The following is a 14,173-nucleotide window of genomic DNA, read 5'->3' as shown; positions in this document are numbered from 1 at the left end:
TGGTGCCGAAGGCCGGAATCGAACCGGCACGCCCGGAGGGCAACGGTTTTTGAGACCGTCGTGTCTACCAATTCCACCACTTCGGCAAAGCGGAATGAATTATAGAGGGATATGGGGGGCCGGTCAAGCAGATAAATGGATGCAAATCGAGGCATGGCGAACCCCTTCAGGTCCTTCCCGGGGGCCTGCCATCCTCTGTGGAAAGATGGTATGGTTTTGTCATGTGCGGCCGTTATACACTCACTCTCAGCCCCGGGGAACTGGCCGAGGCCTTCGCCCTCGACGAGGTACCCGACCTCTCCCCCCGCTACAACATCGCCCCGAGTCAGCCGGTGGCTGCGGTCCGCCTGGAGGGGCCGGGCCGCAAGCGTCGTCTGGTCTTGTTGCGCTGGGGGCTGGTGCCAGGCTGGGCGAAGGATCCCGGGGTCGGCGTCCGGATGATCAACGCCCGCTCCGAGAGCGCCTACGCCAAGCCCTCATTCCGTGCCGCCTTTCGCAGCCGGCGCTGCCTGATCCCCGCCGACGGGTTCTACGAGTGGCAGAAGGTGGGCGGGCGCAAGCGGGCTTTTCACGTTCGGCGCAGGGACAGGGGCCCGATGGCCTTCGCGGGGCTGTGGGAGCGGTGGGAAGACCCTGCCTCACCGGGGAGCGTCATCGAGTCGTGCACGATCCTTACCACCGGGGCCAACGCCTCGGTGAGCCACCTGCACGAGCGTATGCCCGTCATCCTGGACCCTGCCGATTACGGCCCCTGGCTGGCGCCGGGGCCACAGGAGGTCGAGATCCTTCGGGAGATGCTGGGTCCCTTCTCCGGGCCGTTGATTGCCGTGCCGGTGGCTGAGACCGTGAAGAACCCGCGAAACGAGGGGCCGGACTGCCTTGTTCCCCGGGCCGGTGGCGATTGAGCGCGCGGACCGGGCGTATAACCGGCCGGGCGCATCAAATGTTTGCTCTCTTTGTTTATCCCGCTTATAATGAATTTTCGCTTTCACCATTTAATTGACACCAATGGAGGTTGCATTGATTCCCAAGCGATACGGCATTCACATCGTGCTCATCCTGGCCTGCCTGGCGATCATTTTCGGTCCCAGGATCCACCAGAAACCCGATTCGGAAAAAGGCGAAGAGGCGACCGCCGCAGCGGCCCAATTTCTCGACCTGCTCGATGCGGGGGAGTACGAACGCAGCTGGCAAATTTCCGCGAGCCTTATGAAGGAGAAGGTCACCCAGGAGGAGTGGGTGGACAAGCTGACGCGAATCCGCTCCATCTCAGGGCCGCTCCTCGAGCGGACCCAGAAGAGGATGAGCTTTAATACCGCGGCCAAGGACAGCCCCGAAGGGGAATACATCCTGATGTTCTTCGATTCCAGCTTTGAAGTTCAAAAGAGCGCGAAAGAACAGGTCACCCTGATGCTCGAAGAGGACAATGTCTGGCGGGTCGCCGGCTACTTTGTCAAGTAACCTTGCTTTGACCGGCAAGCGCCTTCGGCCCAACCGGAATGAACCGGGGGCGGGCGGACCCACCCGAAAGCCGTCCCCGAATTCGCCGGGGAAGTGCAGGGCACAGATTGCAGGAGCCCCCAGGTTGTTCAACCTGGGGGCTCCTGTCGTTTTCAGGCGGAACGGGCCGTCGGAATGAAAAAGCCCCCCGGCCGACCGGGCCGAGGAGCTTTTGTTGCGTCTGTATTCTGGAGGCCTGCTTACTTCTTCTTGGCCTTGGCGGCGCGGGCCTTGGCCAGGTTCTCGCCGAGGCCGCGGTCGATGGCCATCTGCTTGCGGGATTCGGAGTAATCCTTGGCGGCGAGGGCCTGTGTGCGGGGGATGTCGAACTGGGCCCGGTACTCCTTGGCGGTCATGCCGTGTGCGGTCTTGAGGTGACGGGCGAGGGTCTTCATCCCCTTGCCGCAGATCATGCAGATGATCTGTTTCTTGCCGAATGCCTTGCGCTTGGAGATAGCGGGAGCGGCTTCCTCTTCAACACCTTGCACAACAGGAGTTTCCCCCTTCTCAATGGCGCAAAGAGCGTTGTAGATCTCGCTGATTTCAGCGATAAGGTCCTCTTTGCTCATGGGGGAAGTAGAGGCGTGAGAAGCGACGATTTCAGTGGCCATTTCCAGCAGGTTTGCCATTTCAGTTCTCCTTTGAATTGTTGTTTGGGGCGTTCTTATAACATGGGCCATTACAGATATCAAAGATAAATTTTGAGACAGTGTAACATAAAAAGTATCGAGGGATTGATTATTTCGTTGAAAAAATTTCATTTCAGATCATTTTGTCTGCCACGGCAAATAGGGATGGACTTGCTGGCATGCTTTTCTGAATCAATGTGCGCCCGAAAGGATAAGGCGAAAAGAAGATTTCAAGGTAGGCAAGGCGGCGGTACCGATAACTTTCAAGTCTTTGGAACAAAGCAAAGCATGTGCCTTGCCTCTGCTGATGGAAGGCAGGCTTTTTCGATCAAAGGTAAACGACCTGCTCGAAAAATTCTGGCTGGCTTGTCTGCCGGTTTGATATCGACAGGGTGGGAGATTTTGGCTTGCGACACGTAAAAGGGCCGGTCTCTCGACTCGTTTCTGGTGAAGTAAAAATGACTGTTCCGAAGGCCGAATTTTGTTTCCCATTGGATTCGGTGTTGACGAATATCCTGGCTTGTGATTAATTTCCCCATTGCATGAACGGGCTTTTACCCGTTCGATTGTTACAGATCTGCTTTCCATAGTGAGATACACGCACCTCTTGGAAATCAATAGGGGAACACAGATTATGTCATGTCGTTGTCAGAAGCATTATGGGGTCTGCAGCATTGTCCTTGCGTTTGTTGTTACGCTCTGTCTGGGACAGTTTGCTCCAGGGGCGGCCTTTGCCGAATCGTTCTTCCCCGCCGAGAAGATTGTCGAACTCGGAAGAATAAGAGACCATCTCAGGGAAAATCCTGAAGTTCTCTCCACGGAGAACAAACTCGAAATTCTGGAGGCCATCAACAGGGAATTCGGAACATTGAATCCTTCGTTCGCACCGTTAACGGACCCGGCGAACCGCGAGTTCCTTGCCATTGTTGTCGAGATGATCGGGTATCTCGAAACCGATGCCGCAAACACGGATGGCATTCTTCGAAATCTAGAGGCTCTCGATCTCTGGTTTAAAGAAACTTCGACTCTGGCCAAGGTTTTTCAGCAAACGGGTGAGACACTCAGGAGGCCAGACACCAATAAGCAAGAGAGCACCGAGAAAGCCAAAGAAGCCGAAGTTCCGGAGGCCAAAGCAGAGAAAGCCCCACCCTCTACTGAGGCAGGCCAATAGCTTCAATGCGAGGCCCGAGAGGCGACGTACTGGTGGATGGTCGGCTACAACGAGCAGCGTCCCCATGGTTCGCCGGGAGATATGACGACCGCTGAATGCATCCCAAAAAAGCTGGAATCTCTACTTTTGAAATGTCTATCCTTTGGGGGAGCTTACGGGGGGAAACAGAGGGTCAGCCACTTTTACAGTTGGATAATCAATGGTGGGATGCAGAGTCTAGTCACCCAGAGACATCACAGACTCTGAAAACGCTAAATGAGTGACCGATGTTTGTGCGGTGAGCGGAGAGAAGCTGGGTGACCGCTAAGAAGAGTGGTACGAAAAAAGGGGTTAACCTTTCGGTTAACCCCTTGTCGTTTTTGGTGGAGCTAGACGGGATCGAACCGTCGACCTCTTGAATGCCATTCAAGCGCTCTCCCAGCTGAGCTATAGCCCCGTGCAACGGAGACACTTTATAGCAAAAGGGGCTCTGGGGTGTCAACTTCTTTTTTGCCGCCGAGAAAAATTTCCCGGAGAAGACATGCTTTGGCGAATCGATCAGCGCTGGCGCATCCGATTCGGGAATCAAACGAGAAGGCTCACGAGGGAAAGGGCTGCGGCACCGACCAGGAAGGGGTCGCATTGGCGGATTTTCCCGAGGAAGAGTTTGAGCAGGACGGTGGAGAGAAATCCGAAGGCGAGTCCCGTGGCGATGGAGTAGGTCAGGGGCATGAGGAGGAGGGTGAGAAAGGCGGGGGCCCCTTCCTCGAAATTGTAGAAGTCGATCTGGCCGATTCCGCGCATCATGAAGATGCCGACCACGATCAGGGCCGGGGCGGTGGCGTAGGGAGGAACCGCGGCGATCAGCGGGGTGAAGAAGGCCGCCAGCAGGAAGAACAGGGCGGTGAACACCCCGGTGAGTCCGGTGCGTCCGCCGGCGGAGACGCCGCTGGCCGACTCGATAAAGGCGGTCGTTGTGCTGGTGCCGAGCAGGGCCCCGCCGACCGTGGCGAAGGCGTCGGCGGCGAGCATGCGGGGCAGCGCAGGAATCTCTCCCCGGTCGTCGGCCATTCCCGCCTCGCGGCAGACGGCGAGCAGGGTGCCGAGGCTGTCGAAGAGATCGACGAACATGAAGGAGAAGATGCTCGACCACAGGGCGATCTGCATCGCCCCGGCGATGTCGAGCTGCAGGGCGATCGGGGCGGGCGAGGGGGGCAGTGCGACCAGGCCGGCGGGGAGGGGGGAGACGCCTGCGGCCATTCCGGCGGCAGCGGTGGCGAGAATGGCCAGGAGGATCGCGCCGCGCACCCGGCGGGCCTCGAGAAGGATCGCCAGGAGCAGGCCGAGCAGGCCGAGCATGGCTTCTGTGGTAAAGGCACCGAGCTGGACCAGGACCGCTTCGCTTCGGACGACAATCCCCAGGTTCTGCAGGCCGATAAAGGCGATGAACAGGCCGATGCCGACCGAGGCGGCCAGGCGCAGGGAGGAAGGGATGGCCCGCACGAGGCGCTCACGGACTCCCAGCCAGGAGAGGACGAGGAAAACGATCCCAGAGAGGAAGACGACCCCGAGGGCGGTCTGCCAGGCGATGCCCTGGCCGAGGACCAGAGTGTAGGTGAAGAAGGCGTTGAGCCCCATGCCCGGGGCCATCATCAGGGGGGCGTTGGCCCACAGGGCGACCAGCAGCGTGGCCAGGGCGGCCACCAGGCAGGTCACCGTGGTCAGGGCCCCTTTGTCCATGCCGGCCCCGGCGAGGATGGAGGGGTGGACGAAGATGATGTAGGCGGCGGTGAGGAAGGTGGTGGCCCCGGCGACGGCCTCGGTGCGGACGGTGGCGCCGTGGCGGCGGAGCTGAAAGGTGCGCTCGAGCATGGCGATCTCCCCGTGGGATGAGAATGCTCTTATAGCACGGCGGCGCAGGTGGAATCAATCGTTCCTGCCGAGGGGGGCTGGAAAGGGGGGGGACTGGATGGGGCGCTAGTCGGGGGGGGCGGCTGACACGCCGGCACCGGGAAAAGAAAAGGCCGGAGCGGGGGGCTCCGGCCAAAGGCTTTCTAGAGGGTCAGACCCGTCAGCTGGGTCATGGCCTCGACGTATTTCTCGCCCGTCTTGCGGACGATCTCTTCGGGCAGGGGCGGAGGCGGCGCCACCTTGCCCCAGTCGAGGGTTTCGAGGTAGTCGCGCAGGAACTGCTTGTCGAAGCTCGGCTGGGGTCCGCCGGCCCGGTACAGGTCCTTGGGCCAGAAGCGGGAGGAGTCGGGGGTCAGGGCCTCGTCGATCCAGATCAGCTCGCCTTCGTAGAGGCCGAACTCGAACTTGGTGTCGGCGATGATGATTCCCTTGGCGTCGGCCAGCTTGCGGGCCCTCTGGTAGATGGCGACGGTGACGTCCCGGGCCTTCTCGGCCAGTCCGGGCTCGCACAGATCGACCGCCTGGTCGAAGGAGATGTTCTCGTCGTGCTCGCCGATCTCGGCCTTGGTGGAGGGGGTGAAGATCGGCTCGGGCAGAATCTGGCTCTCGGTCAGCCCCGCCGGCAGGTCGATGCCGCAGATGCTGCCGAGTTTCTGATACTCTTTCCAGCCCGATCCGGAGATATACCCCCGGACGATGCACTCGATGGGCAGGGGCTTGGCCTTTTTCACCAGCATGCTGCGACCCTGCAGCTGGTCCCGGTATTTGTGGGTGGCGGCGGGGAAGTCGTCGACCTCAGTGGCCACGATGTGGTTGGGGACGATGTCCCCCATCTGGTCGAACCAGAACTTGGAGATCTGGGTCAGGACGTATCCCTTGTTGGGGATCGCCTCGTCCATGATGACGTCGAAGGCGCTGATGCGGTCGCTGGTCACGATCAGCAGGTGCTCTCCGAGGTCGTAGATGTCGCGCACTTTGCCCCGGTTGGCGAGCTGAAGGTCGGGGCAGTCCGTCTGCAATACGAGTGGTGTCATGGTCTTGTGCTAGTCCTTTTCGATCGCCGCGACGATGGTCGGGGCGATGATGATTTCGGCGTCGTCGCGCAGCTGCTGGAGGCGCTCCTTGAGGGCTTCTTCCTGCTTGCGGGTAACCAGGGTGGCCCGGACCTGCTCGTGCTTGGCCAGGTCGAGCTTCTCCATGTCGGCTTCCTGTCGCTCCTTGAGGGCGGCGACCACGTACTTGCCTTCGATTTCGTAGACCTCGTCGGCGGCCGGCGACTCCATGGTCAGGTCGAAGGCGGTTTGGGCGAGAGTCTCGACATTGCCGAGCCGGGGGATGAAGTCGCCGTAGGTGCGGGCGAAGAGGCCGGTCTCCTCGATTTCGACTCCGTGCTCTTTGGCCTGCGCCTTGAGCTTTTTGCCCTCCTTCAGGGCGGCGAGGATCTCGTCGGCCGCCTGGCGGGCCTGCTCCTCGCGCTTGCCGCGCTGGAACGTCTGTTCCACGGCGTCGCGGACCTCGTCGAGCTCGGGCAGCCTGCTGTCGCGTCGCTCCTTGACGGAGAGCAGGACGATGCCCTCGGGGAGGATGACCGGGCGGGCCAGTTCGCCGGCCTGGAGGGCGAAGGCAGAGGCGGCGACCTTGGCGGGGTCGCTGATGCCGTCGATCGGCTCGCCGCGGCCAAAGAAGCCGGTCTCTTTGATGCCGAGGTCGTTGGCCTTGGCGGCGGCTTCGAGATCGCCCGTTTTGCGGTTCACGTTGTAGGCGTCCATGGCCTTTTCCTGGGCCAGGCGCCCGGCCTTCTCGACCCGCAGGCTGCTCTGGACTTCCTCCAGCACGTCGGCCAGGGGCTTGATGCCGGCCTCGATGTAACCCTGGCTTTTGATGATGTGGAAGCCGAAGGACGATTCAACGATCCCGCTGATATCGCCGGGCTTGAGGGCGAAGGCTGCCTGCTCAAAGGGGGCGACCATGGTGCCGCGGGTGAAGAAGCCCAACTCGCCGCCCTTGGCGGCGCTGCCGGCATCGTCGGAGTAGGTGTCGGCCAGTTCGGCGAAATCCTTGCCGGAGCGGGCCTCTTCCAGAACCTTTTCGGCCAGGGCGCGCTTCTTGGCGCGGGAGTCCTGGTCGGCGTCCTTGGCCACCTTGATAAGGACGTGGGAGGCCTTTACCTGTTCGGGGATCTCGTAGCGGTCGAGGTGGCGCCGGTAATGCTTGTTCAGTTCCTTTTCGGACAGGGTAACGTCTTTTTCGTAGCGGGCGGGGTCGAACTGCAGGTAGCGCAGGGCGACCGTCTCGGGCAACCGGAAGTCCTCGCGGTTCTCTGAGAAGAAGGCCTGGAGTTGCTCTTCGTCCACCTTTACCTTCTTTTCAAAGAGTGCGGGGGCGAGGCGCACGAACTCCAGATTGATCATCTCGTTCTGTTCGCGGTATTCCTGGGTGATTTCATCGGCGGTGGCGGTCACCTCCGCCTTGAGCTGCTCCTGGACCTTCCCGATGAGAAGCTGGCGTTTCTGCATCTGTTCGAAGCCGTCGGGGGTCATGCGCTGGTAGCTGAGAACCTGGAGGTAGCGCTCCTTGTTGAACACGCCGTTTTCCTGAAAGGCGGGGACCTGGGCGATGGAATCGACCAGCTCCTGCTTGGAGACCTTGATCTTCTGGCGTTTCGCCTCCTCCATCAGGAGCGTCTGGTCGATGAGGGTGTCGATGGCCTGCTGCCTCAGGTTCAGTTTCTTCTCGAGGGCGGGGGTGAACTGCTCCCGGTAGATATTCTGGTAGAGGCGGTACAGGTTGCTGTAGGACACCTGATAGTCTTCGAAGCTGATTTCACTGCCGTTGATGGTAATCGCCGCGCTGCTGGCTTCCGGTCCGCCGTCGGAGCCTTTGCCCCAGACCAGGAAGATGGTGCCGACGAAGGTGGCGATAATGGCCCAGAATACGATTTTGACAATAACAGATTTTTGTTTTTTGCGAATCAGATCCAGCATTGGGGACCGTCTCCTTTGGTGGTTTTTACGGGATTCAGAAACAGAGGGCGCATGTTAGTTGATCAGGAGTCGAAATGCAATAACTTTTTCCTTTTATCCCTTGCAAATGCCCGGGGGGTTTTGGTAGTGTAAACGGCCTTTTATGGGGAGAGCCGCTTCCCGCTGTGATTGGAAAGGAGAGACCCGAAATGTTCAACCTCTTCAATGCCGTGTGGGGGTTATTTTCCAACGATCTGGCCATCGATCTTGGTACTGCCAACACACTCGTTTATCTCAAGAGCAAGGGGATCGTCGTCAGCGAGCCTTCGGTCGTTGCCGTCCAGAAGGACAGCCTGGGCCAGAAGAAGGTCCTGGCCGTCGGCATGGAAGCCAAGAAAATGCTCGGCCGCACCCCGGGAAGCATCGTCGCCATCCGCCCCATGAAGGACGGGGTGATCGCTGATTTCGACATCACCGAGGAGATGCTGCGCTACTTCATCCAGAAGGTTCACAACCGCAAGACCCTGGTCCGGCCCCGCATCGTGATCTGCGTCCCCTCCGGGATCACCAAGGTGGAGAAGCGCGCGGTGAAGGAGTCGGCCGAGTCGGCCGGGGCCCGCGAGGTCTACCTCATCGAGGAGCCGATGGCAGCGGCCATCGGCGCCGGACTGCCCATCACCGAGGCATCGGGGAACATGATCGTCGATATCGGCGGCGGGACCACCGAGGTGGCGGTCATCTCCCTGGCAGGAATCGTCTACTCCAAGAGCGTCCGGGTCGGCGGGGACAAGCTGGACGAGGCCCTGGTGCAGTATATGAAGCGCAAGTACAACCTTCTCATCGGGGAGCGCACCGCCGAACAGATCAAGATCGAGATCGGCAGCGCCTTTCCCGATGACGAGACCCGCACCATGGAGGTCAAGGGGCGCGACCTTGTCAGCGGTATCCCCAAGACCATGGAGATCGACTCCAACGAGGTTCGCGACGCCCTGACCGAGACGGTCAACGCCGTGGTGGAGGCGGTTCGCATCGCCCTGGAGCGCACCCCGCCGGAATTGGCCGCCGATATCGTCGACAAGGGAATTGTCCTGGCCGGCGGCGGGGCCAACCTGAGGAACCTCGACGTGCTTCTGCGCGAGGAGACGGGCCTGCCCGTCGTCATTGCCGAAGATCCCCTCTCCTGCGTTGTTCTCGGTTCGGGCAAGGTGCTCGATGAACTCGACCTGCTCAAGAGGGTCACGGTGAGTTCCTGAGCGTTTCCCGACAGGGTCGGCGGAGCCGAGGGCGCTGGACAGTGCCGGCAAGGAGGGCCCCCGGCCCTCCTTTTTAATTATTCGTCATTGTGTCCGAATGTTTGAACTGCTCAGAAAATACCGAAGATCCCTCGTTGCGACCGCTCTCCTGCTGGCCGCCCTCCTGCTCTATTCGGGGCATTTGAAAAAACGCGAGCATACCACCCTTTTCGAACGGGCCGTCCTGCGCCTGGCCGCCCCACTGCAGGGGGCTCTCTCCGCACCCTGGGAACTTCTGGCCGACAAATGGGAGCGTTACCTGTACCTTGTTCGCACCGAGGATGACAACGCCCGGATGCACGAGGAGAATCGCACCCTCAAGGCCGAGTTGGCAGGCCTTCAGGAGGTGCGTCTTGCCAACGAGAGGCTGCGCCTCCTCCTTGATTTCAGGGACCGGGTGGCGCTGCCGGCTCTGCCGGCCCAGGTCGTGGCCGAGGACGCTTCCAACTGGTTTCGTACCGTGGTCATCGACAAGGGGCTCGAGGACGGCGTCCGGGAGGGGATGCCGGTGGTGGTGGCCGAGGGAGTCGTGGGACGCATCATCCGCTGCGGTGCCCACCAGGCGAGGGTTCTCCTGATCACAGATGCCTCGTCCGCCGTCGCCTCCCTGGTGCAGCGCAACCGGACCCGAGGGGTCTGCCGGGGGCGGGGCCAGACTCTGACCCTGGAGTTCGCACTGCGCCTGGAGGACATCAAGGCCGGCGACCGGATCGTCACCTCCGGAATGGGAGGGGTCTTTCCCAAGGGGCTTGTCATCGGGGAGGTTGTCAAGGTCTACCGCGGGGACTACGGGCTGTTCCAGAGCGTCGAGATGGCACCCGCCACCGATTTCGCGCGCCTGGAAGAGGTGCTGGTCCTGCTCGGGGAGGAGCCGTGAAACGGGCTCTCGCCTATTTCGCCGCGGGGTTCGCCTTTCTCCTGGTGCAGACGGCGTTGCTTCCTGCGCTTCTTCCCTGGGCACTCAAGCCCGACCTGCTGCTGATCCTGGTCATCTACCTCGGTCTTAACGAGGATTCCCTGCGTGGCGGGATCATCGCCTACGGACTCGGCTTCCTGACCGATGCCATGGCCGGCGGCCTTTTCGGACTTCATGGCTTCGCCCTGCTGGTCACCTTCTTCGCGGTGCGCGGGGCGAGCGGGCGCCTCAACACCGAAAGCTCTCTTCTGCTGCTGATGCTCACTTTCTTCGGCACCTTCGTTGAGGGGGGACTGCTCGCCTTCTCCGTGGGATTCATGGCCGATGCCGGCACTCTGTGGTCCTTTATCCTCGGTGGACTTGGAGCTCAAGCCCTGATCAACCTGTTCGCCGCCCTGGTGCTCCTCAAGGGGCTCGTTCCGCTTCAGAGACGCCTCGCGCCCCGGGCCGGAATCCCGGGACTGCGCCATCTGGATCGCCGTTATGAGTCTTAATCCCTGGTCCGAGGCCCCCGCCCTCAAAACTCGTTTTCTCTTTCTGTCCCTGGCTGCCGTGGCCGTCTTTCTTCTGTTGGCTCTGCGCTTGTGGACTCTGCAGGTGATCAACGGCGAGCGTTACCTCTCCCTGTCCGAGAAGAACCGCATCCGCTATGTCCCCATCGCCGCGCCACGCGGGCCGGTTTTCGATCGCAACGGGGAACTTCTCGTTGATATCCGACCCTCCTTCAGAGCCTCGGTCCTGCGCCAGGACGTGGAAGACCGGGACCTGCTGCTGGATCGCCTCTCCGCCATCCTTCCCGTCAGCCGGGAGGACCTGTTGAAACGTTGGCAGGAGGGCAGCCGTTTCCCGCCGTACCGTCCCCTGCCCCTGGCCGACGATATCGGCCGGGATGCCCTGGAGCAGATTCAGGAGAACTCGGTCGACCTGCCCGGGGTGCTGACCGAGGTTCGTCCCCTGCGGGCTTATCCCTACGGTGAGCTGGGCGCCCACCTGTTCGGCTATCTCGGGGAGATTACCGAGCGGGAATTGCAGGCCGAGGCCTTCTCCGGCTACCGTGCGGGCAATTACGTGGGCAAGAGCGGCCTGGAGAAGCACCTCGAGGCCTACCTGAGGGGGGGGGAGGGCGAGCGCCGTCTGGAGGTGGACGTCAAGGGGAAGGAGCTGCGCATTCTCAAGACCCAGGAGCCGAGCCCCGGAAACAAGGTCTACCTGACCCTGCGGCAGGACGTGCAGATGGCGGCCGAGGAAGGTCTGGGCGACGGCGCCGGCGCGGTCGTGGCCCTCGACGTGCACAGCGGCGAGGTTCTGGCCCTGGTCAGCCGGCCCGCCTTCGACCCGGCCCTGTTCGCCCGTGGAATCGCCGGCAAAGAGTGGATCGAACTGGTCCAGAACTCCCGCCACCCCCTGCAGAACAAGGCCCTTCGCGGCCAATACCCTCCCGGATCGACCTTTAAAATCGTCACCGCCCTTGCCGCCCTGCGCGCCGGAGTGGCCAGCCCCGCCACCACCTTCAACTGCACGGGGAGTTTCGAACTGGGGGATGCCGTGTACCGTTGCTGGAAAAAGCGGGGGCATGGGGCGACCGACTTGAAAAAGGCCCTGCGGGAGAGCTGCGATGTCTGGTTCTATCAGGTCGGCCTGGAACTCGGAATCGACCGCCTCGCGCAGATGGCCCGGGAGCTGGGCCTGGGAGCTCCTCTCGACTTTCCCCTGGAGGGGGAGAAGGGGGGGCTGATCCCGGACCGGGAGTGGAAAAAGCGGCGCTTCAACACGAGCTGGTATCCCGGCGAGACGGTCATCGCCTCGATCGGGCAGGGCTACGTGCTGGCGACTCCCCTGCAATTGGCGGTGATGACCGCGGCAGTGGCCAACGGAGGCACCGTACTGCGTCCGCAGGTGGTGAAAAGGGTCGAGGATTTCGCGGGCAACGTCCTTCTGGAGAGCGCTCCCGAGGCGATTCGGTCCCAGGCCCTTGAGCCGGCTCACCTCCGGGCGGTGCGCCTGGGGCTGGAGGCGGTGGTGAACGAGTCCCGCGGCACGGGGGCGGCCAGCCGCCTCGATTCGATCCGGGTGGCCGGCAAGACCGGCACCGCCCAGGTCGTGCGCCGCAAGTCCGACGAAGAAGAGGCGTTGGAGGCCGAGGACGTGACGCCTTACCGGTTCCGCGATCACGCCCTGTTCGTGGCTTATGCTCCCGCCGAAGATCCGAAAATCGCTGTCGCGGTCGTTGTGGAGCACGGCGGCCATGGCGGCAGCGCGGCGGCGCCCGTGGCCCGAAGGGTCTTTGAGAGTTATTTCGGAATCGAGGCCGCCGAGACGGCCGCGGTGGTTGCCCTGGGGGATGAATGACCGATGTTTGACCGCAGACTGATCACCCATTTCGACTGGACGCTTCTTTTCGCCGTTCTCATCATCGCCGGCATCGGGGTGCTCAACCTCTACAGCGCCACCGCCAGCTGGGACATGGCAACGCCCTACTACCTCAAGCAGCTCTCCTGGATGGGGGCGGGGCTTCTCGTCGCCCTGGCGGTCTGCACCGTGGACTACCGCCACCTCGAGCATCTCGCCTTTTTCTTCTACGGGGTGGCCGTCGCCCTGCTGCTGTATGTCATCCTGTTTGGCAAGACCTCCATGGGAGCGACCCGCTGGATCAACCTCGGTTTTTTCAACCTCCAGCCGAGCGAGGTGATGAAGATCGTCATGATCATCACTCTGGGCCGCTACTTCAGCCGCAAGGGGGCCGTGCGCGGCCTTTCCCTGCGGGACCTGGGGGGGCCCCTCCTCCTGCTCGGCCTGCCGGCCCTGCTGATAATGAAGCAGCCCGACCTGGGGACCTCCCTGATGCTGATTTTCATCGCCGGGACGGTGGTCCTGTTTGTCGGGGTGCGCCGCGCCACCCTCGTCTCGCTGGCCCTCATGGGGCTGAGCGCCGTGGCCGGCGGATGGTTTCTGCTGAGGGACTACAAGAAGGAGCGCATCCGGACCTTTCTCGACCCGGAGCGGGACCCCTTCGGTTCCGGCTACCACATCATCCAGTCCAAGATCGCCGTCGGCAGCGGCGGTTTCTTCGGCAAGGGGTTCATGAAGGGGACCCAGTCCCAGCTCTCTTTCCTCCCCGAGCGGCATACCGATTTCGCTTTCTCGGTCTTCGCCGAGGAGTGGGGATTCGCCGGGTGCCTGGCCCTTCTGCTGCTCTATCTCTTTCTTGTCATCTGGGGGATTTACATCGCCCGGCGCGCTTCGGACCACTTCGGCATGGCCCTGGCCATCGGGGTGGTGGCTATGTTCTTCTGGCACATCGTGGTCAACCTCGGGATGGTCATCGGTCTCCTTCCGGTCGTGGGCGTGCCCCTGCCGCTCTTCTCCTACGGGGGAACCAGCCTGATCACCACGATGATCGGCACCGGGCTGCTGCTCAACGTGAGCATGCGCCGTTTCATGTTCTGACCTCCCCCCCCCTTCAGGCCCCTCCCGCCGCCTCGCTGTCGCGAAGGCTCCGCCCATGGAGGGCGGGGTCCGCTTCGAGACTGCGCCCCCTTCGGCGACGATCTCCAGGCCGAGTCCCCGGCCCATCTCGATGAACGCCCTGACCACCGAACCCTTCTTTTCGTCCGGCCCCACGTCGCCGGCGAAGGACCCGTCGATTTTGAGGTATCGATGGGGTTCCTGGTCAGGCAGCCCCGGGACGAGACGCCGGGGCCGAAATCGTCCAATCTCACCGTGGATCCCGTGTGGCGAAGGACCTTGATCACCTTCTGTCCCTCCCGGTCGGGAGAGGGGGGCGCAGCGACGCGTGTGTTATAATTTTGACT

At 61.9% G+C, this 14,173-nt stretch carries 12 protein-coding genes and 2 tRNA genes; 8 read left to right on the top strand and 6 right to left on the bottom strand.

The genetic code is table 11. From position 1 onward, the window contains the following. Window positions 1–86: transfer RNA gene (locus C0617_RS16390), tRNA-Leu, on the bottom strand. Between the two features lie 111 nt (window positions 87–197). Here C0617_RS16390 and C0617_RS16385 point away from each other — a divergent pair. Both C0617_RS16385 and C0617_RS16380 read left to right on the top strand, forming a co-directional pair. Further along, the gene (locus C0617_RS16385; protein ID WP_291318107.1) at window positions 198–905 is read left to right on the top strand and encodes an SOS response-associated peptidase; all 708 of its coding nucleotides are present in this window, start codon (window positions 198–200) and stop codon (window positions 903–905) included. Window positions 906–1,020: 115 nt separating this feature from the next. Next, window positions 1,021–1,461, top strand: a complete 441-nt coding sequence (locus C0617_RS16380) for a DUF4019 domain-containing protein (protein WP_291318106.1) — start codon at window positions 1,021–1,023, stop codon at window positions 1,459–1,461. Between the two features lie 239 nt (window positions 1,462–1,700). On the opposite strand, the gene C0617_RS16375 is transcribed toward C0617_RS16380, so the two are convergent. Further along, window positions 1,701–2,129, bottom strand: coding sequence for a MucR family transcriptional regulator (locus C0617_RS16375; protein WP_291318105.1), 429 nt, complete (start codon window positions 2,127–2,129; stop codon window positions 1,701–1,703). A 607-nt stretch (window positions 2,130–2,736) separates the two neighbouring features. Here C0617_RS16375 and C0617_RS16370 point away from each other — a divergent pair. Then, window positions 2,737–3,300 (top strand): hypothetical protein, encoded by a 564-nt coding sequence (locus tag C0617_RS16370; protein WP_291318104.1) that lies wholly within the window; start codon window positions 2,737–2,739, stop codon window positions 3,298–3,300. A 360-nt stretch (window positions 3,301–3,660) separates the two neighbouring features. On the opposite strand, the gene C0617_RS16365 is transcribed toward C0617_RS16370, so the two are convergent. The 4 genes from C0617_RS16365 to C0617_RS17250 form a co-directional block, all read right to left on the bottom strand. Then, a tRNA-Ala gene (locus C0617_RS16365) sits at window positions 3,661–3,736 on the bottom strand. A gap of 128 nt (window positions 3,737–3,864) precedes the next feature. Further along, window positions 3,865–5,157 (bottom strand): NCS2 family permease, encoded by a 1,293-nt coding sequence (locus C0617_RS16360; RefSeq protein WP_363324366.1) that lies wholly within the window; start codon window positions 5,155–5,157, stop codon window positions 3,865–3,867. A 176-nt stretch (window positions 5,158–5,333) separates the two neighbouring features. Next, window positions 5,334–6,224, bottom strand: coding sequence for a phosphoribosylaminoimidazolesuccinocarboxamide synthase (locus C0617_RS16355; RefSeq protein ID WP_291318102.1), 891 nt, complete (start codon window positions 6,222–6,224; stop codon window positions 5,334–5,336). Window positions 6,225–6,233: 9 nt separating this feature from the next. Then, window positions 6,234–8,174, bottom strand: a complete 1,941-nt coding sequence (locus C0617_RS17250) for a SurA N-terminal domain-containing protein (protein ID WP_363324365.1) — start codon at window positions 8,172–8,174, stop codon at window positions 6,234–6,236. A 188-nt stretch (window positions 8,175–8,362) separates the two neighbouring features. On the opposite strand from C0617_RS17250, the gene C0617_RS16335 reads away from it, so the two are divergent. The 5 genes from C0617_RS16335 to rodA all read left to right on the top strand — a co-directional run bounded on the left by C0617_RS16335 (window position 8,363) and on the right by rodA (window position 13,808). Next, the gene (locus C0617_RS16335; protein ID WP_291318101.1) at window positions 8,363–9,406 is read left to right on the top strand and encodes a rod shape-determining protein; all 1,044 of its coding nucleotides are present in this window, start codon (window positions 8,363–8,365) and stop codon (window positions 9,404–9,406) included. A 97-nt stretch (window positions 9,407–9,503) separates the two neighbouring features. Continuing rightward, the gene (mreC, locus tag C0617_RS16330) at window positions 9,504–10,322 is read left to right on the top strand and encodes a rod shape-determining protein MreC (RefSeq protein WP_291318100.1); all 819 of its coding nucleotides are present in this window, start codon (window positions 9,504–9,506) and stop codon (window positions 10,320–10,322) included. Then, window positions 10,319–10,855 (top strand): rod shape-determining protein MreD, encoded by a 537-nt coding sequence (mreD, locus tag C0617_RS16325; protein ID WP_291318099.1) that lies wholly within the window; start codon window positions 10,319–10,321, stop codon window positions 10,853–10,855. The genes mreC and mreD overlap by 4 nt, the downstream gene beginning before the upstream one ends. After that, the gene (gene mrdA / locus C0617_RS16320) at window positions 10,845–12,710 is read left to right on the top strand and encodes a penicillin-binding protein 2 (protein WP_291318098.1); all 1,866 of its coding nucleotides are present in this window, start codon (window positions 10,845–10,847) and stop codon (window positions 12,708–12,710) included. Before mreD ends, mrdA begins: the two co-directional genes overlap by 11 nt. Window positions 12,711–12,713: 3 nt before the next feature. Further along, window positions 12,714–13,808, top strand: a complete 1,095-nt coding sequence (gene rodA / locus C0617_RS16315; RefSeq protein WP_291318097.1) for a rod shape-determining protein RodA — start codon at window positions 12,714–12,716, stop codon at window positions 13,806–13,808. Window positions 13,809–14,173: the final 365 nt, after the last annotated feature.

It is taken from the genome of Desulfuromonas sp., assembly GCF_002868845.1.
Taxonomy (GTDB): Bacteria; Desulfobacterota; Desulfuromonadia; order Desulfuromonadales; family BM501; genus BM501.
Note: the sequence above shows the minus strand (reverse complement) of the source record. Positions and strands in the feature narration are given on the sequence as shown.